Consider the following 26,197-nt stretch of genomic DNA (forward strand, 5'->3'; position numbering starts at 1 on the left):
TGGCCCTGCGGCGGCGGCGCTCGCCCGCGGGCTGGTCGTCGCTGGCCGGCTGGCCGGGGATGTCGATCTGCTGCTGGGCCACGGCCTGCTCGGCCTGGCCGGCATCCTGCGCGGCGGCGGCAGCGGCGGACTCGCCCGTACGGGCCTTGGAGGTGGCGCGGCGCTTCGGCTTGGTCTCGGCGTCGGAGGCGCCCGTATCGGCGCTCTTCGGCGCGGACGGGGAACCGGCCTGCGTCTCCTTGATGACCTCGATCAGCTGGCTCTTGCGCATCCGCGCGGTGCCCCTGATGCCGAGGCCGGACGCGACCTGCTGAAGCTCGGCCAGGACCATGCCCTCAAGGCCGGTGCCGGAGCGGCGGCGCCGTGCGGTGGTGCCAGTGGCAGCACCTTCGGCGGGCGCGGTCGTGTCGACGGTGTTGTCGGCAGTCACGCCCATCAGATCGGTGGTGTCGCTCACGAAGGGTCCTTCCCTGGAGCGGACGTCGGCCTTCTGGCTCGGCGACCGGTTGTGCTGCCGGCTGCGGTCCCATCTTGTGGACCGTGCCGGGGCGGTGGTCCCGCCGGGTACGGCGGAGAAACATGCGTACGTGCCATGGGTCCGGCCCGAGGTCCCCCTGCTCGGCCCACCGCTGGGAAAAACGGGGGGTGTCGTGCCGGTTCCGGTGCGTGCTCAAAACTGCTCAGGCAGGCTGCTCAGGCAGTTGGGGAGGCTCCCGGAAGAAAGGTGGTCCCGAAACGGGACACGATGCACCGCGCCTGAAAGACGTCGGTTGCAGACTTGAGGTTAACACTACCGGCTCCAACAAACATTCCCCCTCTCACTCACCGGCAATCCCGGCTCACCGGCCTTCTGGGCCCTGTACGCGCTTCCTCCGGGCTCTGTACGTGCTTGGTCTAGGCCCTGTCGGGCCCGAGCGGCAGTACACACGCGCCTCCGGCGTCGAGGGACAGCCGGTTCGCCGCCCAGCCCTCGCCCGCCAGTCGTGCGACCTTGTCGGCCGCACCGTCCTCGGCCAGCGCGAGCACCGTGGGGCCCGCGCCGGAGATGACCGCGGGGACGCCGTCCGCGCGCAGCCGGTTGACGAGCGCGATGCTCTCCGGCATCGCCGGGCCCCGGTAGTCCTGGTGCAGCCGGTCCTCGGTGGCGGGCAGCAGCAGCTCCGGACGCCTGGTCAGCGCCTCGACGAGCAGCGCGGCCCGTCCCGCGTTGGCCGCCGCGTCCACATGGGGGACGGAGCGCGGGAGCAGCCCGCGCGCCGTCTCCGTCAGCACGGGCCTGCCGGGCACGAAAACCACCGGAACGATGGAACGGGCCGGTTCCATCCTGATGGCGCGGGCCGCTCCCCCGTCCGTCCAGGCCAGGGTGAAACCGCCCAGCAGACACGCCGCGACGTTGTCGGGATGTCCCTCGATCTCGCTCGCCAGCTCCAGCAACGAGGCGTCGTCCAGGCGGGCGTCGCCGCCTATCGTCACCGCGCGGGCGGCGAGGATGCCGGCGCAGATGGCCGCCGAGGACGAGCCGAGCCCGCGGCCGTGCGGGATGCGGTTGGCGCACACGACCTCCAGGCCGCGCGGCTGTCCCCCGAGCAGGTCGAACGCGGTGCGCAGGGACCGTACGAGCAGGTGGTTCTCGTCGCGGGGGAGCGTCTCGGCGCCCTCTCCCGCGATGTCGACGTGCAGGCCGGAGTCGGCGACGCGGACGACCACGTCGTCGTACAGCCCCAGCGACAGGCCGAAGGCGTCGAAGCCAGGACCGAGGTTGGCGCTGGTGGCGGGGGTGCGCACCCGTACGGCGGCGGCGCGGAACGAGGGACCGGCCATCGTTCTGACGACTCTCCTTGACTGCGGGACGTGCGGGGGGATCGGCGGGGCCTGCGGGGAGATGTGCGTGGGGATCTGCGGTACGGGCGGGATTCGGCGGAACGACGGTATACCGGACGCCCGAGCCGCGGGGTCGACAGCGCGGCAGCACGTTGCGGCACTGCGGGTTGACCCCAGCTTATCGAAGGAAGGTTCCATGGCGACATAGGGCGCACAGGAGGCGCACGATGCGTGTCGCGTACCTGCGTGTGCGCCTGTGATCAAGAATCTCCCGTGGAGTGTCCCAACGGCCGTGTCCTACGCGTCCGCCAGGCCCAGGCGGCGGGCCGCGACCACCGCGTCGACCGGGACGACCGACGGCTGCGGCGCCCCGGCGGTGGCCCATTCCGGGTCCTTGAGGCCGTTGCCGGTGACCGTGCAGACGATGCGCTGGCCCGGGTCGACCTTGCCCTCGTCCACGGCCTTGAGCAGTCCGGCGACGGACGCGGCCGAGGCGGGTTCCACGAACACGCCCTCCTGCGCGGCCAACAGCCGGTAGGCGGACAGGATCTGGCGGTCCGTCACCTCGTCGATGAACCCACCCGACTCGTCACGGGCGTTGAGCGCGAACTGCCAGGACGCCGGGTTGCCGATCCGGATCGCGGTGGCCACGGTGTGCGGGTCCTTGACGACCTCGCCGCGCACGATCGGGGCCGAACCGGACGCCTGGAAGCCCCACATGCGGGGGGTGCGGGCGGCGGGCCCGTTCGCGGCGTACTCGGTGTAGCCCTTCCAGTAGGCCGTGATGTTGCCGGCGTTCCCGACGGGCAGTACGTGGATGTCCGGGGCGTCGCCGAGCGCGTCCACGATCTCGAACGCGGCGGTCTTCTGGCCCTCTATACGGACCGGATTGACCGAATTGACCAGGGCCACCGGGTAGTTGTCGGAGAGCGAGCGGGCCAGGGTCAGGCAGTCGTCGAAGTTCCCCTCGACCTGAAGAATCTTCGCGCCGTGGACGAGGGCCTGGCCCATCTTGCCCAGGGCGATCTTCCCCTGCGGTACGAGCACGGCGCAGACCATGCCGGCGCGGACCGCGTAGGCGGCGGCCGACGCGGAGGTGTTGCCGGTGGAGGCGCAGATGACCGCCTTCGCGCCCTCCTCCTTGGCCCGGGTGATGGCCATGGTCATGCCGCGGTCCTTGAAGGAGCCGGTCGGGTTGGCGCCCTCGACCTTGAGATGCACCTCACAGCCCGTGCGCTCGGACAGCACCTGCGCGGGGACCAGCGGCGTACCGCCCTCCCTGAGGGTGATGACGGCCGCCCCGTCCGTCACCGGGAGGCGGTCCCGGTACTCCTCGATGATGCCGCGCCACTGATGGGTGCCCCGCTGGGCGCCGACGGCGCCGATGCTGGTGGTCATGGGTCCCTTACTCCCCTTCAACACGCATGATGCTGGCGACACCGCGCACGGTGTCGAGCTTGCGCAGCGCCTCGACGGTCCCGGAGAGGGCCGCGTCGGGCGCGCGGTGGGTGACGACGACGAGGGAGGCCTCGCCGTCCTTTCCCTTCTGGCGCACCGTATCGATGGATACGCCGTGCTCGGCGAAGACCGTCGCGACCTGGGCGAGCACGCCCGGCTTGTCGGCCACGTCGAGGTTGATGTGGTAGCGCGTGACGACCTCGCCCATGGAGCTGACGGGCAGCCGGGTGTAGGCGGACTCGCCGGGCCCGGTGGCGCCGCCCAGCTTGTTGCGGCAGACCGCGACCAGGTCGCCGAGGACGGCCGAGGCGGTCGGGGCGCCGCCCGCGCCGGGGCCGTAGAACATCAGCTGTCCGGCGGCCTCGGCCTCGACGAAGACCGCGTTGTACGCCTCGCGGACGGAGGCGAGGGGGTGGCTGAGCGGGATCATCGCGGGGTGGACCCGGGCGGTGACCGACTTCCCGTCGGCCGCGCGCTCGCAGATCGCGAGGAGCTTGACCGTGCAGCCCATGCGCTGGGCGGAGGCGAGGTCGGCGGAGGTGACCTCCGTGATGCCCTCGCGGTGCACCTGGTCCAGGCGTACGCGGGTGTGGAAGGCGATCCCGGCGAGGATGGCGGCCTTGGCGGCGGCGTCGAAGCCCTCGACGTCGGCGGTCGGGTCGGCCTCCGCGTACCCGAGGGCGGTGGCCTCGTCCAGCGCTTCCGAGTAGCCGGCGCCCGCGGTGTCCATCCGGTCGAGGATGAAGTTGGTCGTGCCGTTGACGATGCCGAGGACCCGGTTGACGGTGTCCCCCGCCAGGGACTCGCGCAGCGGCCTGATCAGCGGGATGGCGCCCGCGACGGCGGCCTCGAAGTAGAGGTCCCTGCCGTGCAGCGCGGCGGCGTCGTAGAGGGTCGTGCCGTCCTTGGCGAGCAGCGCCTTGTTGGCGGAGACGACGGACGCGCCGTGTTCGAACGCGGTGGTGATGAGCGTACGGGCGGGCTCGATGCCGCCGATGACCTCGACGACCACGTCGATGTCGCCCCGTTTGACCAGGGCAGTGGCGTCGGTCGTGATCAGCGCGGGGTCGATGCCCTCGCGGACCTTGGACGGGCGGCGGACGGCGACCCCGGCGAGTTCCACCGGGGCGCCGATCCGCGCGGCGAGGTCGTCGGCGTGCGTCGTCAGGATGCGCGCCACCTCTGAGCCGACCACGCCACAGCCCAGGAGCGCCACCTTCAGCGGACGCGTACGCATCATCCGACCTCGTTTCCTCTTACTGAGTGTGAACCAGTCTCACGCACCGGACGGAAGTATCTACCGTCCGTCCAGATCCCGAGACACCAATTCCATCATCCGATGTCCAGCCGCAGGAGATCTTCCTCCGTCTCGCGGCGGACCACGACCCTGGCCTCGCCGTCCCTGACCGCGACGACGGGCGGGCGGAGCGCGTGGTTGTAGTTACTGGCCATCGAACGGCAGTACGCGCCGGTGGCGGGGACGGCGATCAGGTCGCCGGGTGCCAGGTCGGCGGGCAGGTAGGCGTCCCGTACGACGATGTCACCGCTCTCGCAGTGCTTGCCGACCACGCGCGACAGCATGGGCTCCGCGTCGGAGCGGCGTGAGACCAACGCCACGCTGTAGTCGGCGTTGTAGAGGGCCGTACGGATGTTGTCGGACATGCCGCCGTCGACGCTGACGTACGTCCGCAGCCCTTCGAGTGGCTTGATCGTGCCGACCTCGTACAGCGTGAAGGCGGTGGGGCCGACGATCGCGCGGCCGGGCTCGACGGAGATCCGGGGGGTGGTGAGGCGGGCCGCGTCGCATTCGCGGGTGACGATCTCCAGCAGCGACTTCGCGATGTCGTACGGCTCCTTGGGGTCGTCCTCGGAGGTGTACGCGATGCCGAGGCCGCCGCCGAGGTCGATCTCGGGCAGCTCGACGCCGTGTTCGTCGCGGATCTCGGCGAGGAGCTGGACGACGCGGCGGGCGGAGACCTCGAATCCGGCCATGTCGAAGATCTGCGAGCCGATGTGCGAGTGGATGCCGATCAGCTCGATGCCGTCGAGCTTGAGGGCCCGCCTGACGGCCTCGGCGGCCTGGCCGTCGGCGAGCGCGATGCCGAACTTCTGGTCCTCGTGGGCGGTGGCGATGAACTCGTGCGTGTGGGCCTCGACGCCGACGGTGACGCGGATCTGGACGGGCTGGCGGCGGCCGAGGCGCTGTGCGATGTGCGCGACCCGGACGATCTCCTGGAAGGAGTCGAGGACGATCCGGCCCACGCCGACGGAGACGGCGCGCTCGATCTCCTCGGTGGACTTGTTGTTGCCGTGGAAGGCGATGCGCTCGGGGGGCATGCCGCCGGCGAGGGCGGTGGCCAGCTCGCCGCCGGAGCAGACGTCGAGGTTGAGCCCTTCTTCGGTGAGCCAGCGCACGACGGCGCGGGAGAGGAACGCCTTGCCGGCGTAGAACACGTCGGCGTTCGGGCCGAAGGCGTCGGACCAGGCGCGGCAGCGGGCCCGGAAGTCGGCCTCGTCGAGGAAGTAGGCGGGGGTGCCGAACTCCTCGGCCAGCCGCGTCACCTCGATCCCGGCGACGGTCGCGACGCCGTCGTCGTTGCGCCGGACCGTACGCGACCAGACCTTCTCGTCCAGGACGTTGAGGTCGGCGGCGGGGGCGGAGTAGTGCCCGTCGGGGAAGACGTCGGCGTGGCGGGGTCCTGCGGGGTGTGCGGAACGGCTCATGACGTGGCTCTTTCAGGTCTCTCAGGTCTCAACGACGATCTGGCGATCTGGATGATCTGGGCGATCCGGCGATCTGCGATCTGCGGTCTAAAGGAATTCCGGGGCATCGATGCCGAGGAGGGAGAGGCCGCCGGCCAGCACGGCCCCGGCGGCCCCGGCGAGCGCGATCCGGGAGCGGTGGGCGGCCGAGGGTTTCTCGTCCCCGAGGGGCAACGGCCGGCCGCTCTCCTGGAAACGCAGCACGGCGTCGGCGACCTGTTCGAGCCCGCGCGCGAGCCGGTCGGGCGCGCGGTGCCGCGCGGCGGCTTCGAGGACGGCGGGGTGGTCGCGGAGGAGACGGATGAGGGCGGCCTGGGCGGGGTGGGGCGCGCCCGGGCTCGCACCCTCGTGGGATCCCGCTCCCACGGGACCGGCCGGCGTGACGCCCAGCTGCTCGGCGGCGCGGGTGAGGGCGCGGGTACGGGCGTACGCGTACCGCACCCGGAAGAGGGGATTGCTCTCGCGCTGCACGAGCAGCGCGGCGCCGCCGGCGGCCGGCCGATCGTGCGCGGCGGGCCGCAAGAGCGCCCAGCGGGCGGCGTCGGCCCCCAGCCGCCCGAAGAGACCGTCCCCGTCGGGGACGGGCACGACCTGGATGGTCTCGGGCACGGGGGCGGGTGCGACCGGAGCGACTGTGGGGTTCGTCACAGCCCCACCGGGGCGGGGGCCGGCGGGCGCGATCGACGCCGTCGCTCCCTGGCTCCGGAGCAGGGCGACCACCGTTTCCGTCCAGACGCGGGCGCGTGGCTCGCGCGCGGGCGCGAAGACGGCCGTGGTGCCCGCCAGGGCGTTGCCGTGGCCGTAGCGGGAGCCCGCGCTCAGCACCGTACGGGCCAGGTCTTCGCCGTCGTCCTCGGTCAGCGTGAAGTTGAGGAAGCCGGGGCCCGTGATCTCGACCCGGGCGATGCCCTCGGCGGTGGCGACCCGGGTGCGCAGGATCTCCGCGACCTCGCGGGGCGCCAGACCCGCGCCGGGCGCCAGGCGCAGCGCCGCGTTCGTCGCGTAGTCGCCGCTCCCGCCGGGCCGGGGCCGCTCCACCGTCACCCGGTCGGGCACGGCCACGCGCAGGGCGCCGTCCTCCACCGCGCGGCGCACGGCGCGCAGCACGGTCGTGGAGAGATCGGCGGGGGTCACGGGACCAGCGTAGGGGAGGAGGGGGCCCCCTCCGCGACCTCGTTCCGCGATGCGGTCGGCGGGCGTCCGGTGGAGCGGCGGGCGGGGTGCGGGGTGCGGGGTGCGGGCGAGCCGATCGGCAACGGACAGCCGCGAGCGTCAGTGCAGACGGCGACCTCGTTGCGCGATGCCGTCAGCAGCGGATGGCCCCCGCTGCCCGCGAACCCGGCGGTGCCCCGGGCGGGGCGGTGGTCAGGACGCCGTCGGCAGGTGGCGGACGGGACACCGTCGGCAGGTGGCGACCAGGCTCCAGGGGGCGGCGTCAGCCGCGGGTGCTCCATGCGGGGCACGCGCCGTAGCAGCTGCGGGTGGCGGGCAAGCCCCTGCGGGGGTTCGCCGGGACAGCGTCGGCTGTCGGCGGGCGCCCCTGACGGGCCATGGGCGTGACGCCGCCGGGGGCGGCCTGGCTCCGGGAGGGGCGGCGTCAGCCGCGGGTGCTGCCTGCGTGGCCTGCTTCGTGGCGGCCGTCCAGGGGCGGGGGCGTCTCGTGGTGGGTGAGGCGGCGGACCAGTTGGATCAGGTCGGCCGGTTCGAAGGGCTTCGCCAGGAACGCGTCCACCCCGGCTGTGAGGCCCGCCTCGACCTCGTACTGGGTGCACGCGCTCACGATCGCGAGGGGCAGCCGGCTGGTGCGCGGATCGGCGCGCAGCCGCGCGGCCGTCCGCAGGCCGTCCAGGCGTGGCATGACCACATCGAGGGTGATGACATCCGGCCTGACCTCGTGCACGACCTCCAGGCATTCGGCACCGTCGGCCGCGGTCACGACCTCGAAGCCCTCCAGCTCGAGATTGACCCTGATCAGCTGCCTGATCACTCGGTTGTCGTCGACAACGAGCACCCGGCCGGATGCGCCTGACACATATCGAGAGTAGGTCGGACTTCCGCGCCGCGTCCGGGTTTTGGCCAATTGGCGGGCCCGGCGCCGGGCGCGACGCGGCGGCGGCCGGGGGCGCGGACCGTCGTCCGCCCCGCCCGTACCGCCTACGCTCCACGCATGGAGCAGAACGAAGTTGTCCTCAGGGCCATCGGCATCCTCACCCAGTCCGCGGAATGGATCCGTACGGCGGAGCGGCACCCCGCTGCCGCGGAGAGCACCGACAGCACCGGCACGACCGCCGCCCGCGGCTCAGGTGAGGGCCAGATCGGGTCGCTGCTCGCCGAGGTCTTCCCTTCGTTCGCGGTGCCCTCCGAGGCAACCCCCCTGGAGGCGGCCCACGCGGTCACCGAGGCGGCGCTGCCGGCCATCATGCAGCTGATCGGCGCGTTCACGTACGTCTACTCCGAGCTGGCCGAGGTCCACGACTCCGGCCGTACGGACATCTCCTCCGAGGACCTCCTCCGCGACCTCGCCCTGCGCATGTCCCGCCCCCCGCAGGGCGACTGACGGGTCGTCAGGGCGGCGGTCAGGGCGTCGCCATCTGCCGTACCAGTAGATTCCACGCCGACATCGCTATGTCCACCGTCGACTCCAGCTTCCGCAGCGCGACCCCGTCCCGCGCCTCGACGGACAGCCCGTGGAGCACGGTGGAGTAGAAGGCCGCGATGCCCTCCACGTTCGCGTCCGGGGGCAACTCGCCCTCGTCCACGGCCTGTTCCAGCCGTTCCTCCAGCGTCGCCACCGCGTTCCGCCGCCGCCAGGCCAGGTGGTCGCCCACCCCCTTGTTGCGCGTACTGCAATTGGTCGCCGCGAGCACGATCATGCAACCGCTCGGCGTATGGGGGTCGGTGAAGGCGTCGATGTTCCCGCGCAGCATCGCCTCGATCGCCCCCCGCACGGTGGGCTGGTCGTGCAGCGCCCGGTTGGTGGCCGATCCGACGGTGTTGTCGTAGAGGGCCACCGCCTCGAAGAACAACTGCTCCTTCGATCCGAAGGAGTTGTAGAGGCTGGTCGAGTTGATGCCCATCGCCTCGGTCAGATCGGTCATCTTGGTGCCTTCGTAACCAAGCTCCCAGAACGTCTCCATCGCGCGCCGCAACGCCGCCGCCCGGTCGAACGTAAGCGGCCTGCCACGTTCTGTCATATTCCCATCCTCCAAAGGGGGTTGACCATGCCTCAGCCTACCTGTTAAGACTTTATGCAGCATCCATTCCGGAATGTAATCAAGGCGGAGCAAAATGTCGCAACTCGCGGGAAAAATCGCACTGGTGACCGGTGGCAGTCGGGGGATCGGCGCGGCCACCGCCCTCCGATTAGCGCAGGAGGGGGCTGATGTCGCCCTGACCTATGTGAACGCCGCCGACAAGGCGCAGGAAGTTGTCAAGTCGATAGAAGACCTCGGCCGCAGGGGCCTCGCGCTCCAGGCCGACAGCGCGGACCCGGCGGCCGTGGCCGACTCCGTCGCCCGCGCGGCGGCCGAGTTCGGTGGCCTGGACATCCTGGTCAACAATGCCGGTATTTTCCCTTACGGACCTTTCCAGGACGTCACCCTCGAAGAGATCGACCGGACGCTCGCCGTCCACGTGCGGGCCGTCTTCGTCGCCACGCAGGCGGCCGTCGCGCACATGACGGACGGCGGTCGTGTGATCAACATCGGCAGCTGCTGGGCCAACCGCGTCCCCGTACCGGAAGTGACGCTGTACTCGATGAGCAAGTCCGCCCTCATCGGCTTCACCAAGGGGCTGGCGCACGACCTGGCGCCGCAGCGCATCACGGTCAACATCGTCGACCCGGGCCCGACCGTCACGGACATGAACCCGGACGGCACGGCCGAGGCCGAGGAGGAGCGCCTGCGGACCGCGGCGAAGGTCCTCGGCGCGGCCTCGGACACCGCCGGCGCGGTGGCCTTCCTCGCGGGCCCCGACGCGGCCTGGATCACCGGCACGTCGCTCGCCGTCGACGGCGGCTACACCGCCTGATGCGCGCGGCGCGCAGAGGCGGGCCCCGGTGACCGGGGCCTCGCAATCGACCGAGGATCGCACGACGGCGAGGACGGGCTACATGGCATGGGCGATCCTGACGGTGGCCGGCCTGCTGGAGGTCGTCTGGGCTCTGGCGCTGAAGGAGTCCGGCGGCTTCACGAAGCTGTGGCCGAGCACGATCGGCATCACCTTCGCCGCGCTGAGTTTCGTACTGCTCACCTTCGCCCTGCGGGACGTGCCGGTCGGCACGGGATACGCGGTGTGGGTGGGCATCGGCGCGGCGGGTGTGGTGGTCGCGGGCATCGTGCAGGGCGAGGCGGCGTCGGCCGCCCGCGTGGCCTGCATCCTCGCGATCATCGGCGGTGTGGTGGGCCTGCGGCTTCTCGAAAGCTGATCTCGCTCCCCCGCCCCGCCCCACCCCGCGAAGGGTGACGACCGAGGGGTGACGACCGGGTGGTGACACTGTTCGGGTCCGCTGAGCACCGAGGGACCCGGACAGTGGTGTGTACGCGTGTCCACGGCTCAGGAGGCCTGCCCTCCTGAGCCGTGCGCGGGGCCGGCGGGTCCCCGCGGATTGCCCCAACCCGCCAACGACCAGAGTCTGTTCATCGAAAGCGGTGGAGATGTTCAGTCGCGGGCCCACCCCACGGACTCGCTCGTCGGCGTTCGCCCGGCGTCATCCGGCATGCCGATGTCCCCCGTACCTCTCCTGTACGACGCACATGACAGGAAGGGCTCCTGCCCCTGCCGGCGGTGAACCGCCGCGGCCGAGCCTCTTCCTTCCCTCGTCGCGCGTCCCCGGGTCCACCGCCGGGTGACCGACGTACCCCCGTTCTCCGGGCGAGGCAGCCACCAGACCGGCGCTCCGCCCGGACCCCCGCATGTCTCGCTCCAGAGCGCCCGGCCGCGAGCCGCCCATCTGAGCCGCCCTGTCGCGGGCTCCGGAAGATAGTGCGCCGAGTCGTCCTATTTGAGCTCCGTAAGTGAAACGTGGGAGAAGCGATGGGATCCACGACGCCCAACATCATGGGCCGGGACAGGACACTGCTCGAATTACGCCGGGCCGTGGAGCGCACGGCCGCCACAGGACGGGGGAGCTGTGTGGTCATCAACGGCTCCGCCGGCATCGGAAAGAGCGCGTTGACCCGGGCCGTCACGGCCGGGGCGCGGGAGTCGGGCTTCGCGGTGGCGGCCGGCACGACCGCGCCGCTCGACCGGGACGTCCCCCTCAGTACGCTGCGCGGCCTGCTGCACAGCAACATCCCGGCGCGGCTGCACCCGTTGCTCGCCGGACACGACGACCCGCTCGGGGCCGTCGACCGGATCATCGACCTGCTGGGGCCCTGCGCCCGGCGGCAGCCCGTGCTCGTCGCGCTGGACGACGCGCACCTGGCGGACAACCTGAGCGCGGCGGCGCTGCGCGTGCTGGTGTCCGAGGTGGCGTCGCTGCCGGTCCTCTGGCTGCTGACCCGCAGGCCCGGCTCGGTACGGGGGGTCGCCCAGGAAACGCTCGACTGGCTGGTCCGCCAGGGCGCCGCGTGCCACGACCTCGGGCCGCTGTGCCCCGACGTCGTCACCGCCCTGTGCGCGGACTTCCTCGGCGCCCGCCCCGACGACGGGGTGCTCGCCCTGGCGGCGCGCGGCGGCGGCAACCCGTTCCTCGTCCGGGAGTTGCTGGCCACCTCCCTGGCCGAGGGCCGGATCCGGATCGCCCACGGCGCCGCCACCCTCACCGACAACCGCCCGGCCGCCGCCTTCGGGTGCGCGGTCGACCACCTCCTGCGCGACCTCTCGGACGACGTCCGCCGGGTGCTGGACGCGGTGGCGGTCCTGGAGACCCCCTTCTCGGTCCACGAGGCGGCCGGGCTGCTCGGCCGCCCGCCGGTCGAACTGCTGCCGGTCATCAGCGAGTTGGTCGGTGCCTCGGTGCTGGTGGACGACGGGGCGTCGCTCGCCTTCCGCCACGACCTGGTCCGCGAGGCGATGTACGCGCGGCTCTCCGAACCGGTCCGTACGGCCCTGCACCGCGAGGCGGCGTCGGCCGTGTGGCGCGAGGGCAGGTCGGCCGCCGAGTTCGTGGAGCACCTGATGCGCGGGAAGCGGCGCGGTGAGACGTTCACCTCGGCCGTGTGGCGGCCGGCGACCCGTACCCGTATCACGTCCTCCTCCCCCGTGCTGGTCGTGCGCGACCGGCACTCCAGGGCCGACGACCACGACGAACCGGTCCACCCGGAGCTGATGGCCGACGCCATGCACCTGATGGGCGCGACGGGCCTCCGGGACCTGGACGACTGGCAGATACCGGGACAGCGCGGCCACGCGGCCCAGGTCTCCCGGCAGGCTGACTTCTCGCAGAGCGCGCACAACCGCCGCTTCGAGAAGCTGATGTACGGCACGGCGGTACGGTCCTCGGCGGCGCGCGCCCAGGGCCACCTCGGCAAGGCGGTCGAGCACGCCCTGGAGGCCTCGCGGATCGCCGACAGCGCGGACAGCGCCGACAGCGGCGTCGACCCGGGCCACCACCGGCTGTGGCTGGCCGTGGCCCTGACCGCGTCCGACGAGTTCGACAGGGCCGAGGCGATCTTCGCGGAGAAACGCGACCCCTCGGACCACGCGGCCCTGCGCTGGGTCCTGCCGATGTGGCACTTCCACCGCGCGGAGCTGAAGCTCGCCTCCGGCGCGCTCGCGGAGGCGAACGCCGAGGCGGCGACCGCCGTCCGGGTCACCAAGCGCCTCGCCGTGCCCTCCCTCGGGGTGGGGCCGCTGGCGCTCCTCGCCCGGGTCGCGATCCACCGTAACGACCTCTCCCTGGCCCGCGCGCACGTCACCGAGGCCGAGGGGCTCGGGGCCGGCGCGACCGGCGCCGGGCTGGAGGACCTGGCCTGGGTGACCGCCCTCCTCCAGTCGGCGACCGACGACCCCACCCCGGCGATCGACACGCTCTCGGACCTCTACCGGCGCCTGCCGCGAAGGCCGTTGCTGCTCACCAAGGAGCCGCACGCCGGCGCGTGCCTCGTACGGACGGCCCTGAGCGCGGGTGATTCCGCGCGGGCGGGCGCCGTCGCCGACACCGCGCGCCTGATCGCCGAACGCAACCCCGGCGTGGCCTCGGCGGTCGCCGCCGCCGCGCACGCCGAGGGGGTGCTCTGCAACGACGTGAGCCGGCTGCGTACGGCCGTGTCGTACTACCGGTCGAGCCCCCGGCCCCTCTCGCTGGCCGCCGCGGCGGAGGACCTGGCGACGGCGGAACACGCCCAGGGGCAGCGCGGCACCGCCGCGGGACTGCTCAACGAGGCGCTGCGCCACTACACCGCGCACGGCGCCCGGCACGACGCGCTGCGGGTCCGCCGGGCCCTCCAGTCGCTCGGTGTACGGCGCAAGGCCCGCGACGCGATGGGCGGCGGGCGTACGGGGTGGGAGCACCTGACGCCCTCCGAGCTGCGGGTCGTACGGCTGGTGGCCCAGGGGCTCACCAACCGGGAAGCGGCCGAGAAGCTCTTCCTCTCCCCCCACACCGTGGACAGCCACCTGCGGCACAGCTTCACGAAACTCGGCGTGACCAGCCGGGTCGAGCTGACGCGCCAGGTGCTGGCCCACGAAGGTTCCTTCCTGGACGAGAGCGTCTGAGCCCCGGGCCGGGGCGGAGCCGCCCCCGGTCCCCCGGAGCCTCGGGACGCGTGTGGCCGTACGGGAATCCCCACCCGTACGGGACGGCCGTACGGGATCTCCGGCGGTACGGGAGCCCCGGCGGTACGGGATCCCCTTGGCGGTACGGGAGTTCACGAGAACACGTGATGTCACGCGGGCCGGTCCTCCAGAGACTGGAACGGTCCAAGGCCCGACGGCGCGCGTGCTCAGGAGCGGCCGTCCGACAGAGAGGCATCCCATGACCAACGTGATCGGACCGAACTTCCTGACCCTCCAGGTCCGCGACGTCGAGCGGTCCCGGAAGTTCTACACGGAGGTGGTGGGGTTCAAGCCGACGGAGTCCAAGGTGCCCACCGCCGCCGTCCTCGACACCGAGCCCATCAAGATCGCGCTGCGCCAGGCCACGATCGACCTGGACTCCGTGACGGAGCTGGGCTGGGGCGTGGTGCTCTGGATCAAGGCGAACGACCCCGACAAGCTGGCGAAGCAGCTGGCCGAGTCCGACGTGACCATCACCAAGCCGCCGTGCGACGGATTCTGCGGCCGTGAGTTCCAGTTCCGCGACCCCGACGGCTACGAACTGACGGTCTACGAAGGCTGACCGGGGCGGGGCACCACGGCACCACGGACACACCCTCGCGAACGGTGGCAGTGGCGTTGGCGTTCGCGTTGGCAGGACCCGTCCACCGCCCGTTCCCCCTGGCCTCCCCCGGGCCCCCCGGACCCCTCGGACCCCCTGGAAAGGAACGCATGCGCGAAAATACTGGTGTCAGCCGCCTGGGTCTCGCTCCGGCCGCACGGATGCCGCTGCGGGCCAGACTCCGGCTTCTCGCGGACCCCGCGCTCGGGGTCGGCAGTTTCCTCGACCTCGCCCGTGCGGCGAGCCCCTCCCCCTCGGCTCCGTTCCTGCTCGCCCAGCGGGTGGGCGGGGACGGTTCGCCCGACGACGGGGAACGGCTGAGCCTCGACGGGCTGACCGCGATCCGTACCGCCTATGCCTCCTGGTACCACGCGGCCGGGGTGCGCAAGGGCGATCCGGTCGGCGTCTACGCCGGTGAGGGCATCGAACCCTTCCTGCACTTCCTGGCGCTGAACTCGCTGGGCGCCATCCCCGCGCTCGTCAACAGCCGGATGCCGGCCGAGGTCGCGGCCGAGTACCTGGGCCGGGTGGGGGTACGGGGCGTGGTCTCCGACGCCGTGGGGCTCGACCGGCTCCGCGCCTCGGGAGCCCTGCCCGCGCACCTCTTCCAGGCGGACCTGGTGGACTTCTCGCGCGAGCTGCCCGCCGTACCGTCGCTGCCGGCGCTCTTCCCCTACCGGCACGGCGACGACGACCTGGTGATGCTGTGCCACACGTCGGGGACCACGGGACCGCCCAAGGCGGTCACCTTCGGCCACCGGCAGTTCTTCACCGGCAAGCGCCACCGCCTGTGGAGCTTCCCCGGCGCGGCGGACAACCGGATGCTCAGCGCCCTCCCCCAGTCCCACTCCGCCGGCATCAGCTACCTGATGACGGCGGCCCTGCTCGGGCTGCCCACGCTGGTCATGGCCGAGTCGTCGGGCGAGGCCGTGGAGCGGGCGGCCCGCTGGTTCCGTCCGACGCTCGTGGTCGCCTTCCCGCAGACGTACGCCGAACTGGCCCAACTGGACCTCGACGCGGCGGCCTTCGGGAACGTGCACAGCTGGATCAACACCGGTGACTCCGCCCACGAGGCGCACATCAAGGCGCTCATCCGGCACGGCAGGCGGCCGGGCCGGCGGGGCGCGCGCCCGGGCTCCCGGTTCATCGACGGGCTCGGCTCGTCCGAGATGGGCATGGCGCTGTTCCGCAAGGTCAGCGAACCGGAGAACCAGGACTACGGCCGTTGTGTCGGCAAGCCGGTGAAGGTGGTCAAGCGGGCGACGGTGCTGGACGACGACGGGCGGCGCCTCGGCCCCGGGCAGGTCGGCAGGCTCGGGGTCATCACCCCGACGAGGACGCCCGGTTACTGGGGCAACACCGAGCTGACCGGCAAGTCGTCCGTCTCCGGCTACTGGCTGACCGGGGACATCGTCTACCAGGACAGGAAGGGCCGGTTCTTCCACGTGGACCGGACCCCCGACGTCATCCGTACCGGGTCCGGGCCGGTGTACAGCCTGCCCCTGGAAGAGACGATCATGGTCGGCTGCCCGGAGGTCGCCGACTGCGCCGTCGTCGCGGTGACCGCGCCCCCGCCGCTCGGCGGTCAGGTCGCCTTCGCCACGGTGAAGCTCAAGCCGGGGGCCCTGCCGCCGGAGGACCTGCTGGAGCGGCTCAACGGCGCGCTGCGCCGGGCGGGCCAGGCGGTCCTGCACGGCGCGGTCCTCGCGACCGAACCCGCCCATTTCCCTACCGGTGCCACGGGCAAGGTGCTCAAGCGCAGTCTGCGCGAGCACTTCGCCGACGTGCTGGTCCGACCAGATGCGAACCCGGCGCGGCCCGAGCGGCGGCCGGTCGCGGAGGAGAGCCTGCCATGACCCATCCCCTGGCCGACGACGGGCAGATCGGTGACGTGCCGCCGCCCGTGCGGATGTACGAGATGCTCTACAGCTCCCTGGTCAGCCAACTGCTGATCGCGGTGGCCGAACTGGGCGTCGCCGACGCCATCGGCGACGAGGCGCGCCACATCGACGACATCGCCGCGCGGACGGACGCGCACCCGGGCGCCCTGTACCGGGGCCTGCGCGCGCTGGCGAGCGTCGGCGTCTTCACGGAGGTGGAGCCGTACACGTTCGGCCTCACCCCGCTGGCGTCGACGCTGCGCAGCGACGTGCCGGGGTCGATGCGTGATCTCGCGCTGTACGTCGGACTCCCGGACCGGCAGCGGTCGTTCGGCGCGCTGGTGCACAGCCTGCGGACGGGAAAGCCGACGTTCGACCATGTGCACGGCACCGACTGGTGGTCGCACTTCGCCGCCCACCCGGAGCTGGCCTCGCTGTTCAACAACGCGATGGGCAGCATGTCGGTGATGGTCAACTCCAGCACGCTGGACGCCTACGACCTCTCGCACGTGCGCAAGCTCGTGGACGTCGGCGGCGGGCACGGGCGGCTGGTGGCGTCGCTGCTCCAGAAGTACCCGGAGATGACGGCCGTCCTGTACGACCTGCCGAGGGTGGTGCCGGAGGCCGAGGCGGTGCTCGCGGAGCTGGGGCTGGCCGACCGCGCCGAGTGTGTCGGCGGGGACTTCCTGGAGTCGGTGCCGGCGGGCGGGGACACGTACGTGGTGTCCTGGACGATCCACGACTGGGACGACGACGACGCCGTCAGGATGCTGCGCAACATCCGTGCGGCCATGGGGGATTCGGGGCAGCTGATCATCATCGACGAGGTGCCGCCGGAGGGGGACACCCCGCACTTCGGCAAGTTCGAGGACATCGTGATGCTGACGCTGCTGACCGGGCACGTCCGTACGGAGGCGGAGTTCACCGACCTCTTCGAGCGCTCCGGTTTCCGGCACAAGGAGACGAGGCCCACGCGGGCGCCCACGAGCGTCATCGTGGCCGTACCGGCCTGAGGGGCGCGCAGGGGCTGCCCGCCGCGGGATTCCCGTGGCGGGCAGCCCCTTTTCCCGTCCTGTCGTGGGGCGCCACGCCGAAGGGGCCCGGGGAGCATCTGCTCCCCGGGCCCCTTCGGTCATGTCCGGGCGGTCACTTCTCCAGGCAGAACTCTTCGATGGGGTAGCCGACATGGCGGTCGGCGGTCGGCAGGTGGCCCAACACGACGTCACCCGGCCGCAGTTCGGTGCTGTTGTGCACCACACCGCCGGGGCCGAGCACCCGTACGTGCCAGTCGTCCTGGAGGATCAGGTTGACCGTGGTGCCGTCGGGGCCCACCGCGTCGACCGACAGCAGCGGCCTGCTCTCGATCTTGACCCGGCCGACCGCCACGAGCCGCGTGTGGCCCTTGACGTCCACGGCGAGCACCTTGCTGCCGGCCTTCAGCTCGCTGAGGTAGTTGGTGCGGGAGTCCGCGGACAGGGTGTACGAGTGGATCGCGCCGGCGTTCACCCGGAACGGCCGCGTGGGCATGTACGGCAGCGGGTGGGTCTCGCTGACGCACAGGATCATGCCCTTGGAGTGTGAACCGACCAGGATGCCCTCGTCCTTGCGGAAGTGCGTGCAGGTGTCGACGCAGGCCCGCTCCCCCATGCCGATGTGGCTGACGCCGGTGATGGTCAGCTCCACCATCGCGAGGTCCGGGGTCTGGGTGACCGTCGCGGCCTTGAGGGCGGTGGCGTCCCCCACGGTCACGGGCGCCATCATCACGCCGTCGGAGCCCAGTTCGAGCACACCGAAGATGATCTCGGCCTCCTCGGTGTCCTGGGCGATCGTGATGATGCTGCCCTCCGCGCCCGACGCCCGCGCGGCGGCGATGACGATCTCCAGCGGGATCTTCGTCGGGTCGCGGAACAGCAGCACGCTCCACCGCTCGGTACTCGCCGACCTGCACGCCACGTCCAGGCTCTCGGCGTCCACGATCTCCACGAACCGGCCGAACTCCACGCCGGGGTGGCGCGAGGCGAGCACGGCGGGGTCACCGTGGCGCGCGGGGTCGACCACCACCACGTCGGCCTCCCCGAAGTCCTCGGGCAGCGCGGTGCCCTCGGGGAACAGCACCTTCTTCACCGTGGGCGGCAGTCCGGCCAGATCCTCCGCCGTCGCGGCGACGATGCCGTCGATCCGCTGGTGCACCGCCTCCTCCAGGATCGCGGTGGTCGATTCGTTCTTCGTGCGTACGTCCAGCCAGCAGAGCTTCATGGTCCTACTTCCTCGATAGGTGGTCGCGCGGCGGAGCGGATCGGGACGGGTTCGCGGAATGGATCAGGACGTGCTCGGGGAGCGGATCAGGACTTGGCCGCGGTCAGGCGCAGGTCGGAACCGGGGTAGGTGTGGCGCTCGGCGTGCACCAGGCTCGCCACGTCACGGGCGCGCTTGCCGGGCTCGGGGGCCTGGAAGATGTTCCGGCCCATGGCGAGCCCGGTCACCCCGGCGTCGAGCATGTCCGCGACCCGGTCGAGCAGTTCCTCGTCGCTGGCCGTGTTCTCCCCGCCCGCGACGATCAGCGGGACGGGGCAGCCACCGACCACGTCGGCCAGGTCGGCCGTGGAGCGCGGGCACGGCACCTTGACGAGGTCGGCGCCCAAGTCGGCGGCGAGCGTGGCGACATGGAGGACCAGCGCGGCGTCCCGTGAGTCCGCTATGCCGGGGCCGCGCGGGTACATCATCGCCAGCAGCGGTACGTTCCACCGGTCGCAGGCGTCCGCCACGACCGCCAGGTCCCCGAGTTGGCGGGCCTCGCTCGCGGAGCCGACGTTGACGTGGACGCTCACCGCGTCCGCGCCCAGCCGTAACGCGTTCTCCACGTCGGTGACGAGGTACTTCGCGTCCGGGTCAGGCGCGTGCATCGTGCTCGCGCTGAGGTGCACGATCAGGGACGTCCTGGTGAAGGGCTCGGGGTCCAGGTGGCGCAGCGTGCCCTTGTGCAGCACGACGGCGTCGACGTCGTTGTCGGCCAGCTCCCCAACGAGCCGGCCGAGACCGGCCGCCGAGGCGATGGGGCCGTCGGCGACCGAGTGGTCGAGGGGGACCACCAGCAGCCGGGACGGGGAGTGCCGGAAGAGCTTGCGTGTACGCAGCAGCGCACCGAAGGATCGATTCAGCGGCATCGCGATTCTCCTTCTCTCTCGGATCACACGGTTTCTAGACCGCACGTCTCCCGGGTGACACGTCTCCCGGATCACACGGTGATCATGGACTCGGCATCGAGGTCGTCCTGGCCGAGGCCGAACTCCTGGTGCAGCGCCGTGACCGCCTCGATGACCCGGTCCAGCGGGATGATCACGGAGACGCGCATGTGCGTGGACGACACCCAGCTCACCGCCACCCCCATCCGGGCGAGCAGCGCGAGCATCCGGGCGGTGTAGTCGGGCCTGTTCAGCAGCCCCACGCCGACGAGCGAGAGCTTCCCGACCTTCTCGTCCACCTCGATGTCGCAGTCGAGCGAGGCGGCCAGCGGGCGCAACGCGTCGCGGGCGGCGGACAGATGGTGGGCGTGCAGGGCGAACCCCATGTGGAAGTCGTACGCGTCCGGCGCGCCCCAGGCGAGCAGGTCGACCGGGATCCCGGCCCGCGCCAGCGCGGTGAGGACGGCCGCCGCGAGTCCGCCGCGCGGCCCGTTCGAGCGGGTGGTGGCCATCACGATGTCCGTGTCGTGAGTGACGGCGGTGATCAGGCCCTGCGTCTCCAGCATGTCGTCGCTCCGTCCGAGGATGGTGGTGCCCGGATCCGCCGAGAACGAGCCCCGTACGAGGACGTCGATCCCGTTGGCGGCGGCCAGTTCGACCGCGCGTGAATGCATCACTTGCGCACCGGAGAAGGCCATCTCGGTCATGACGGCCGCCTCGATCGTGGCCAGTGCCCTGGCACCGGGCACGATCCGGGGATCGGCGGTGTAGATCCCCCGGACATCGGTGTAGATCTCGCAGCTCGTCGCGCCCAGCGCGGTCGCGAGCGCCACGGCGGTGGTGTCGGACCCGCCCCGGCCGAGCGTGACCACGTCGCCGTCCTCGCCGGATCCCTGGAATCCCGACACGACCACGACCTGTCCGTCGCGCAGACAGCCGATCACCCGCGCGGTGTCCACGGCGGCGATCATTCCCGCGCCGTGCGGTCCCGCGACCAGGATCCCGGCCTGCGGACCGGTCAACGACACGGCGGGAACGCCCCGGTGGTGCAGCGCCATGGTGACCAGCGCGGCGGAGGCGTTCTCGCCGGTGGCGAGCAGCTGGTCCGTCTCTCGGGCGGAGGGCGCCGTATTCAACTCCCGTGCCGCCGCCAGCAGTTCGTCGGTCGTCTTTCCTCGGGCGGAAACCACGACGACCATCTGCCGGCCGGCGGAACGGGAGCGGGCAATGATCTCCGCGACCTGATGAATTCTTCCGGGAGTCGACAGCGAACTCCCACCGAACTTCTGGACCGCAATTATCATGCATCCTCGCACCGGACGATCGGGAAGATGGCCGTAGACGGGCTTGTACAACAGAGCGTGTACAACGGAGCGTTCGCCGAGTGGCGTTGCGAATTCCTTTCTACACGCCCCCCGTCGATCACATATCCCGGGTACACGTGATGTATGGCCACCGAGTCGGCCATCCCGCAATGGCGTGATGTGGGGACGGCGCGTTCCGTCCTAACCTCCTGGCGTAAGCCATTCGTTCTCCGCACACGGCGGAGCGGGCAATGGAGGCACCGTGTACACCGACAAGGAAACGACTCGGATCTGTCTGGTCGGAGCGGGTCCGCGCGGCATCTCGGTCGTGGAACGCCTGTGTGCCAACGCTCCCCTGCCCCGCTGGCGCGGCCAGCGCTTCGCCGTGCACCTCGTCGACCCCCGGGCCGACGACGGCGGGCACGTGTGGCGCACCAGCCAGCGGGCCGAGCTGCTGATGAACACCGTCGCGTCGCAGATCACGATGTTCGCGGACGACAGTGTCGAGTGCGAGGGCCCGGTGGTTCCCGGACCGAGCCTGTACGAGTGGGCCGCGAGCCTGCCGGGAGACGGGACCGGGTCCCGGGAGGGGGCCGTATCTCCGGTGCGGGCGCTCGCCCCGGAGATACGGGAGGAGGCGAAGGCGCTCGGGCCCGACTCGTACCCCACCCGCCGCCTCTACGGCCACTACCTGCGCTGGGTCCTGGACCGGCTGCGCCGCACCGCGCCCCCGAACGTCACCCTCACCGTCCACCTCGCCACCGCCACCGCGCTGCGCGACGGACCGGGCGGCGCACAGGTCGCCGTGCTCGACGACGGGACCGAACTGCCGTGCCTGGACGCCGTGGTGCTGGCCCAGGGGCACGTCCCGATGGGGCTGACGCCGCAGGAGGAGGGGTTCGACCGGTTCGCCCGCCGGCACGGCCTGCTCTACTACCCGCCCGGCAACCCCGCCGACGCCGACTACGACAAGATCGCGCCCGGCCAGGCGGTCGGGGTGGTGGGCATGGGCCTGACGTTCTTCGACGTCGTCGCGCTGCTGACCACGGGACGCGGCGGGACCTTCGAACGGCGGGGCGGGCGGCTGGTGTACCGGCCGTCGGGGCGTGAGCCGCTGCTGTACGCGGGATCGCGGCGCGGTGTCCCGTACCACGCGCGTGGTGAGAACGAGAAGGGCGTGTCCGGGCGGCACGAACCGCTGTTCCTCACCCCGGCCGTCATCGAGGAGCTGCGCGCGCGGCACAGCGGCGGCGCGCCGCTGTCGTTCCGCCGCGACCTGTGGCCGCTGGTCTCCCGGGAGGTGCGGGCGGTCTACTACCACGCGCTGATCACCCGGGAGGGCGGCCCGGCGGTCGCGGCGGCCTTCCTGGCGGAGTTCGTGGCACTTACGGCCGGTGCGGCTTCCGTCGCGGACGCCGACGTGAACGCGGTCGTGAACGCGGACCCCGGGGAGCCCGCCCTGCTCGACCGTTACGGCGTACCCCCCGGGAGCCGGTGGGACTGGGACCTGATCGAACGCCCCTACGGCACCCGCCGGTTCACCGACAGCCGCGACTTCGGCGCGTGGCTGGCCGCCCATCTGCGGCGCGACGTCGAGGAGGCGTTCCTCGGCAACGTCTCCAGCCCGCTCAAGGCCGCCCTCGACGTCCTTCGCGACCTGCGCAACGAGATCCGGCTGGTGGTCGACCACAGCGGCATCCGCGGTACGTCCTACCGCGACGAACTGCGCTCCTGGTACACCCCGCTGAACGCGTACCTCTCCATCGGCCCGCCCGCCCGGCGCATCGAGGAGCTGATCGCCCTGCTGGAGGCGGGTGTGGTCCGCATCCCCGGGCCTGGGGTCCGCGTCGGGACGGACGGGGACGGCGAGGGCTTCGTCGTACGGTCCACGGAGATCCCGGGAGCGCCCGTCCGCGTGGGCGCGCTGATCGAGGCCCGGCTGCCCGAGGTGGACATCCGCTGCACCACGGATCCGCTGCTGCGGCACCTGCTCAGCACCGGCCAGTGCCTCCCGTACCGGATCCCCGACGGCGACGGCACGTCCTACGGGACGGGGGGCATGACCATCGCCCGGCGGCCGTACCACCTGGTCGACAGCGCCCACCGCCCGCACCCGCGCCGCTTCGCCTTCGGCATCCCCACCGAGGGCGTCCACTGGGTCACGGCCGCCGGGATCCGCCCCGGCGTCAACTCGGTGATCCTCAGCGACAGCGACGCCATCGCCCGTGCCTGCCTGGCGGCGGCGGAGGCGCGGCTGGCCGCGCTCCGCGCCCGGGGGACGCCGTACCGGCACGTCCCGCTCGCCTGGTTGCCCACCAGCGGCCGGCTGGTCCCGGCCCACACCGTCCGAGGAGCGTCATGACCGCCGTACCTGACGAAGCCGCCGCGCCCTCTGCACCTTCCGCGCCTTCCGTGCCTTCCGTGGCTTCCGAAGTGGGCCTGCTCGCGCCGGTATGGGCGGGGACGGGGGTGGAGTCCCTGGTGTCGGACGAGGCGTACCTGCGGGCCATGCTGGAGGTGGAGGTGGCCCTCACCGAGACACAGGCGGAGCTGGGCGTGGTCCCCGCCGCGTCGCTCGGGCCACTCCGGGAGGTCGCGCGGGGCGACCGGATCGACCTCGCCGCGCTGGCCAGGGAGGCCAGGGACGCGGCCAACCCGGTGGTGGGGCTCGTCCGGGCGCTGACCGCCGAGGTGGCGAAGGTGGACCGGGAGGCCGCCGAGCACGTGCACCTCGGCAGCACGAGCCAGGACATCCTCGACTCGGCGCTGATGCTGGTGGCGAGGCGGGTGCTGCGCCGGATCCACGAGGACCTCGTCCGTACGGCCGACGGCCTGGCGCTGCTCGCCGCCCGCCACCGCGACACCCCGATGGCCGGGCGGACGCTGACGCAGCACGCGGTGCCGATCACGTTCGGGCTCAAGGCGGCGGGCTGGCTGGCGCTGGTCCTGGACGCGGACGATCGCGTACGGCGGCTGCTGTCGGACGGGCTGCCGGCGCAACTCGGAGGCGCGGCGGGCACTTTGGCGGCGTACGGGGCCTACGGGGCGTACGGCGAGAGCGGCGGGGGTGCCGGCGGGGATTCGTCCGGTACGGAACTGGTCGAGCCGTTCGCCGAACGTCTGGGCCTCACCGCCCCGTTGGTGCCCTGGCACTCCCTGCGTACCCCGATCGCTGATCTCGGAGCGGTGCTCTCGTTCGTGAGCGGCGCTCTCGGAAAGATCGCGGTGGATGTCCAGGGCATGGCCCGTACGGAGGTGGCGGAGGCGGCGGAACCGTCCGGCGGCGGCCGGGGCGCGTCCTCCGCGATGCCGCAGAAACGTAATCCCGTGCTGGCCACGCTGATCATGTCGGCCGCCCGGCAGGTCCCGCCGATCGCCCTGGTGCTCACGCAGAGCCTCGTCTCCGAGGACGAGCGCTCGGCCGGCGGCTGGCACGCCGAGTGGCAGCCGCTGCGGGAGTGCCTGCGGCTGGCGGCGGGCGCGGCGAGCAGCGCGGCCGAACTGGCCGACGGGCTGGCCGTGTTCCCCGACCGGATGCGGGCGAACCTGGAGCTGACCGGCGGCGCGCTGTACGCGGAGCGCGTCAACGTCGTGCTGGCGCCGCTGCTCGGCAAGGCCGAGGCGAAGCACCTGCTGGCGCGGCTGTCGGGGGCGGGCGGGAACGGTGGCGCGGAGGGCGGCGCATCCGGGAACGGCACGTCCGGGGACGGCGGGTCGTTCGCCGAGCTCCTGGCCGCCGCGCCGGAGACCGCCGGCCGGTTCGCCGATCCCGAGGCCCTGCGCGCGCTGCTGCGGCCCGAGGGGTACCTGGGCGCGTCGGGCGTCCTGGTGGACCGCGTGCTGGCACGCCACGCGAAGCACCACCCGTAACCCCGCGTCCCCGTACTCCCGTATCCGCACCACCTCCCCCACCCCCCGACACCCGCGGCCCGGCGCCACCCCCTCCCGCCGGGCCGCGGGTCCGTACCCGTCAGACCGTGTGGGGCAGCCTGATCGACTGGGCGTGGCGGAAGACGTTCGTACGGTCGTAGCGCGCCTTCGCCCGCTGGAGCGCCGGGTAGTTCCCCTTCCAGTACAGGTCGTGCCACGGCACGCCCGAGGCGTTGTACCGCGGATCGGTGAGGTCCCCGTCGGCGTAGCTGATGTAGCAGCCGTCGGTGACGGCGTTCGGTACGGGTACGCCTCCCGTCGACGCGTACACCGTCGAGAACGCGCGCCGGATGTAGTCGAACTGCCTCGTGTCGTCACCGGGGTTGGCCCACGACGTGCCCCACAGCAGCTTCAGCACGGTGTCGCGGTGGGGCTGCGCGGTCTCCGTCGGGCCGACCGCGTTGACCTGCCCGCCGTGGGCGGCGATCGACACGACGAACGCCGGGTGGTCGTAGTCGGAGTCGGTCAGCACCCGGTGCAGGCCGCCGATCTGTTCGTCCGTCAGCCCCTTGCGGTGGTAACTGGACTTGTACTTGTAGCGGTCCGTCGGGTTGCTCATCCAGAAGCCGGGCCAGCCGGTGGCCTGCATCCAGGGCAACTGGTGGAGTTCCTGGTACTCCTCGGGCGTGACGCCGACGCCGTCGTTCACGGCGTCGAGGAAGTCCAGCAGCAGACCACGGGCGTTGGGCACGGCGGTGTCCATCTGCACGGACAGCAGCACGCTCCCGGCCGCCTTCGCGGCGGGCTCCAGCCGAGCCGTCAGTCCCTTGTACGGGGAGGTGGGCGAGCTGTTCTGCTCGGTCCACGTGCCGTAGTTGCGTACCAGCCGCGTGAAACGGGTCTCCGTCAGCTTCTCCCACGGCCACCGCAGCCACACGACGAACACGTCACTGGGCGGCGCGGGCAGCAGAGCCGAGGGGTCGGTGCCGGTGGCGCCGGGCGTACGGAACCAGTAGCGGGTCACGACCCCGAAGCTGCCCCCGCCGCCGCCCGTGTGCGCCCACCACAGGTCACGGTGGGGGTCGTCGGCCTCGCGGGTGGCGACGACGGCGCGGGCGCGGCCGTCCGGGTCCACGACCACCACCTCGACGGCGTACAGGTGATCCACGACCAGTCCGTGGAGCCGGCTGAGATTGCCGTAACCGCCCCCTGAGACGTGGCCGCCGACACCGACCGTGTAGCAGGCGCCGCCGGGGAGCGTGACCCCCCAGCGCCGGAATATCGTGTGGTAGACCTCGCCGAGCGTCGCGCCGCCCTCGACCATGATCGCCCGGCGCTGCGGGTCGTAGTCGACCTGCCGCATGTCGGCCATGTCGATGATCACCTTGACGTCGGGGTGATCGACGAAGTTCTCGTAGCAGTGCCCGCCGCCGCGGACGCTGAGGCGCTTGCCCGTCCGTACCGCCTCCTGCACCGCCTGGACGACCTGCTCGGTGGTGCGCGGCAGCCGGATGCACTCGGGGTTGCTCTTGAAGAGCTGGTTCTGCCCGCTGGTGAGCCCCGAGTAGCGGACGTCCCGCGCGGTGACCGTCAGCAGGC

The 26,197-nt window shown here is 72.0% G+C and carries 21 protein-coding genes; 9 read left to right on the top strand and 12 right to left on the bottom strand.

All coding sequences use genetic code 11. The features are described 5' to 3' along the window. From GT042_RS14120 to GT042_RS14150, 7 genes are all read right to left on the bottom strand, one after another. Nucleotides 1-457 (bottom strand): Rho termination factor N-terminal domain-containing protein (locus GT042_RS14120; protein ID WP_345943769.1); only part of this gene is annotated, 457 nt, incomplete at its 3' end. 437 nt (nt 458-894) lie between these two features. Further along, nucleotides 895-1,821, bottom strand: a complete 927-nt coding sequence (gene thrB / locus GT042_RS14125; RefSeq protein ID WP_161309053.1) for a homoserine kinase — start codon at nt 1,819-1,821, stop codon at nt 895-897. 297 nt (nt 1,822-2,118) lie between these two features. Next, the gene (gene thrC, locus GT042_RS14130; RefSeq protein WP_161309054.1) at nt 2,119-3,219 is read right to left on the bottom strand and encodes a threonine synthase; all 1,101 of its coding nucleotides are present in this window, start codon (nt 3,217-3,219) and stop codon (nt 2,119-2,121) included. 7 nt (nt 3,220-3,226) lie between these two features. After that, nucleotides 3,227-4,516: a homoserine dehydrogenase gene (locus GT042_RS14135; protein WP_161309071.1), complete on the bottom strand. Its 1,290-nt coding sequence runs from the start codon at nt 4,514-4,516 to the stop codon at nt 3,227-3,229. Nucleotides 4,517-4,611: 95 nt separating this feature from the next. Beyond that, a complete protein-coding gene (gene lysA / locus GT042_RS14140) occupies nt 4,612-6,003 on the bottom strand; it encodes a diaminopimelate decarboxylase (protein ID WP_161309055.1) in 1,392 nt (463 codons plus the stop codon). A gap of 87 nt (nt 6,004-6,090) precedes the next feature. Then, nucleotides 6,091-7,176 carry an ArgS-related anticodon-binding protein NrtL gene (gene nrtL, locus GT042_RS14145; protein WP_161309056.1) on the bottom strand — a complete coding sequence of 362 codons (1,086 nt, stop codon included), beginning with the start codon at nt 7,174-7,176 and terminating at the stop codon, nt 6,091-6,093. A gap of 463 nt (nt 7,177-7,639) precedes the next feature. After that, nucleotides 7,640-8,074 carry a response regulator gene (locus tag GT042_RS14150; protein ID WP_161309057.1) on the bottom strand — a complete coding sequence of 145 codons (435 nt, stop codon included), beginning with the start codon at nt 8,072-8,074 and terminating at the stop codon, nt 7,640-7,642. 135 nt (nt 8,075-8,209) lie between these two features. Between GT042_RS14150 and GT042_RS14155 the strand changes: the two genes are divergently transcribed. Continuing rightward, the gene (locus GT042_RS14155) at nt 8,210-8,599 is read left to right on the top strand and encodes a hypothetical protein (RefSeq protein ID WP_161309058.1); all 390 of its coding nucleotides are present in this window, start codon (nt 8,210-8,212) and stop codon (nt 8,597-8,599) included. A 19-nt stretch (nt 8,600-8,618) separates the two neighbouring features. Here the strand turns inward: GT042_RS14155 and GT042_RS14160 are convergent, their stop codons facing one another. Then, a complete protein-coding gene (locus GT042_RS14160) occupies nt 8,619-9,236 on the bottom strand; it encodes a TetR/AcrR family transcriptional regulator (protein WP_161309059.1) in 618 nt (205 codons plus the stop codon). Nucleotides 9,237-9,330: 94 nt separating this feature from the next. Between GT042_RS14160 and GT042_RS14165 the strand changes: the two genes are divergently transcribed. From GT042_RS14165 to GT042_RS14190, 6 genes are all read left to right on the top strand, one after another. Further along, complete coding sequence (locus GT042_RS14165; RefSeq protein WP_161309060.1) at nt 9,331-10,071, top strand: 3-oxoacyl-ACP reductase family protein; 741 nt, start codon at nt 9,331-9,333, stop codon at nt 10,069-10,071. A gap of 82 nt (nt 10,072-10,153) precedes the next feature. Then, nucleotides 10,154-10,468, top strand: a complete 315-nt coding sequence (locus tag GT042_RS14170) for a multidrug efflux SMR transporter (protein ID WP_161309061.1) — start codon at nt 10,154-10,156, stop codon at nt 10,466-10,468. Between the two features lie 608 nt (nt 10,469-11,076). After that, the gene (locus tag GT042_RS14175) at nt 11,077-13,701 is read left to right on the top strand and encodes a LuxR family transcriptional regulator (RefSeq protein ID WP_161309062.1); all 2,625 of its coding nucleotides are present in this window, start codon (nt 11,077-11,079) and stop codon (nt 13,699-13,701) included. A 259-nt stretch (nt 13,702-13,960) separates the two neighbouring features. Then, nucleotides 13,961-14,323, top strand: coding sequence for a VOC family protein (locus GT042_RS14180; protein WP_161309063.1), 363 nt, complete (start codon nt 13,961-13,963; stop codon nt 14,321-14,323). A gap of 149 nt (nt 14,324-14,472) precedes the next feature. Continuing rightward, nucleotides 14,473-16,218, top strand: coding sequence for a class I adenylate-forming enzyme family protein (locus tag GT042_RS14185; RefSeq protein ID WP_161309064.1), 1,746 nt, complete (start codon nt 14,473-14,475; stop codon nt 16,216-16,218). Then, entirely contained in the window at nt 16,215-17,255 is a 1,041-nt protein-coding gene (locus GT042_RS14190; RefSeq protein ID WP_161309065.1) for a methyltransferase, read from the top strand. Before GT042_RS14185 ends, GT042_RS14190 begins: the two co-directional genes overlap by 4 nt. A 133-nt stretch (nt 17,256-17,388) precedes the next feature. Here the strand turns inward: GT042_RS14190 and GT042_RS14195 are convergent, their stop codons facing one another. The 3 genes from GT042_RS14195 to GT042_RS14205 form a co-directional block, all read right to left on the bottom strand. Beyond that, entirely contained in the window at nt 17,389-18,498 is a 1,110-nt protein-coding gene (locus GT042_RS14195) for a 3-dehydroquinate synthase II (RefSeq protein WP_161309066.1), read from the bottom strand. Nucleotides 18,499-18,584: 86 nt separating this feature from the next. Next, nucleotides 18,585-19,406: a 2-amino-3,7-dideoxy-D-threo-hept-6-ulosonate synthase gene (locus GT042_RS14200; RefSeq protein WP_161309067.1), complete on the bottom strand. Its 822-nt coding sequence runs from the start codon at nt 19,404-19,406 to the stop codon at nt 18,585-18,587. 71 nt (nt 19,407-19,477) lie between these two features. Beyond that, a complete protein-coding gene (locus tag GT042_RS14205; RefSeq protein ID WP_202532756.1) occupies nt 19,478-20,728 on the bottom strand; it encodes an aspartate kinase in 1,251 nt (416 codons plus the stop codon). Between the two features lie 262 nt (nt 20,729-20,990). Here GT042_RS14205 and GT042_RS14210 point away from each other — a divergent pair, with 262 nt between their 5' ends. After that, nucleotides 20,991-23,090 carry an FAD/NAD(P)-binding protein gene (locus GT042_RS14210; protein WP_345943770.1) on the top strand — a complete coding sequence of 700 codons (2,100 nt, stop codon included), beginning with the start codon at nt 20,991-20,993 and terminating at the stop codon, nt 23,088-23,090. Then, nucleotides 23,087-24,598 carry a 3-carboxy-cis,cis-muconate cycloisomerase gene (pcaB, locus tag GT042_RS14215; RefSeq protein WP_161309069.1) on the top strand — a complete coding sequence of 504 codons (1,512 nt, stop codon included), beginning with the start codon at nt 23,087-23,089 and terminating at the stop codon, nt 24,596-24,598. The genes GT042_RS14210 and pcaB overlap by 4 nt, the downstream gene beginning before the upstream one ends. 100 nt (nt 24,599-24,698) lie before the next feature. On the opposite strand, the gene GT042_RS14220 is transcribed toward pcaB, so the two are convergent. Continuing rightward, the coding region (locus tag GT042_RS14220) for an FAD-binding protein (RefSeq protein WP_345943771.1) at nt 24,699-26,197 on the bottom strand (1,499 nt) is incomplete at its 5' end.

Source organism: Streptomyces sp. SID3212 (assembly GCF_009865405.1).
GTDB lineage: Bacteria > Actinomycetota > Actinomycetes > Streptomycetales > Streptomycetaceae > Streptomyces.